1 protein-coding gene is annotated in these 1,311 nt (G+C 65.9%); it reads right to left on the bottom strand.

Translation table 11 applies throughout. The features are described from left to right. Positions 1 to 1,311: glycoside hydrolase family 48 protein (locus UK23_RS44740; protein WP_045317928.1), on the bottom strand; the 1,311-nt coding region annotated here is incomplete at both ends.

Raw genomic sequence — 1,311 nt, 5'->3', positions numbered from 1 at the left:
AATGCGGTGGCGATCTCGGTCTGGGCCCAGAACCGGTGGTAGGTGAACTCCGGTGCGGGACCACCGTTCAGATAGGACTGGACCTTGGGCCACTGCGGGTCGTTCTTGAACATCGACCGCATCGACAGGAACGACGAGCCCTGGGCGATCTGGTCGCCGTTGGGCATCTTCCCGGTCCAGCCCGGTGGCACGTACGGACCCTCGCCGGTGGTGGCGTTGTACGTGTCGTCGAAACGGTTGTAGTCGGTCCGGACCTCGGGCGTGGCGATGCCGATGCTGTCCTGGTGCGCCAACAAGCCTGTGAGAAGCGCTTCGCCGGTGGCCTTCGCCTGGGCGTTGCCCGACTTGGCCGCGTAGTTCAGCAACACCTTGGCGTAGGACGCGGCCACACCGACGTCCTGGTTCTTGTTGACCACCCGTACGTGCAAGTTGGCGTTCGCACCGGGGTTCGTGGCGTTCCACGTGTCCGGCGCGCCAGTCCACTCCAGATCAGCCGGGATCTGGAAGTTCGCACCCGTCGTGGTGTTCGCCAGCGCCCAGGTCACCCACTTGTCGAGGATCTTCTTCGCACGGGCGTCACCGGTCATGCGGTAGAGCGCGGCCGTGCGCTCCAGACCCCACACCTGGAAACCGAACCAGCGGTTCGACGGCGGATCACGCCACACCGGGTGCGGGTCGTAGAACATGCCGTAGAACGTCGGCGTGCCAGCGGGAGGAGTGCCGTACTGACCCTCCCAGGAGTTCGTGACACCACCGGCCAGCGCGCCGTCCGCCGACTGGAGCCACTGCAGCAGCTCCATCTGCCGGTTCAGACTGGTGGACCAGTCCTGTTGTCCGGTGGCGGACAGCGGTTTGAGCGCCGGGACGTTCGACAGCGCGTAGGCCGCGAGGGGGTTCTGGTAACCCTGGTGCGAAGCGCCGTCACCGATCCGCCACGCCCAGCCGGCACTCGTGTCCGTCGCGCCACCCCACGCGTAGTACCAGGACATGAGGTAGTGCTCGCTGCTCTTGCCCGTGCCGCCGGGGCACGAACTCGGGCTCGTGCAGTTGCCGATGCGCTTGAAGTACTTGTCGAACATGGCGTACCGCAGGTAGTCGCCCATCTTCGCGGCCTTGGCGATCTCGGGCGCGATCTGCGATCCCTTGCCCTGCTCCGTGGCCCACTGCTGAGCCAGCAGCGCCACCTGCACCGCACGGGCATCCGCGTCCGGAGCGTTGGTGTACTTCCACTGCTTCGCGTACGAGGAATCCTTCGTGAACAAGTCCAGGAACCCGTTGGGGCCACCGTGCTTGAACGTGTCGCACGACGGC

Origin of the sequence: Lentzea aerocolonigenes (assembly GCF_000955955.1) — a bacterium.
GTDB classification, from domain to species: Bacteria; Actinomycetota; Actinomycetes; order Mycobacteriales; family Pseudonocardiaceae; genus Lentzea; species Lentzea aerocolonigenes_A.
The sequence above is the reverse complement of the archived record's forward strand: the minus strand, read 5'-3'. Positions and strand labels throughout refer to the sequence as shown.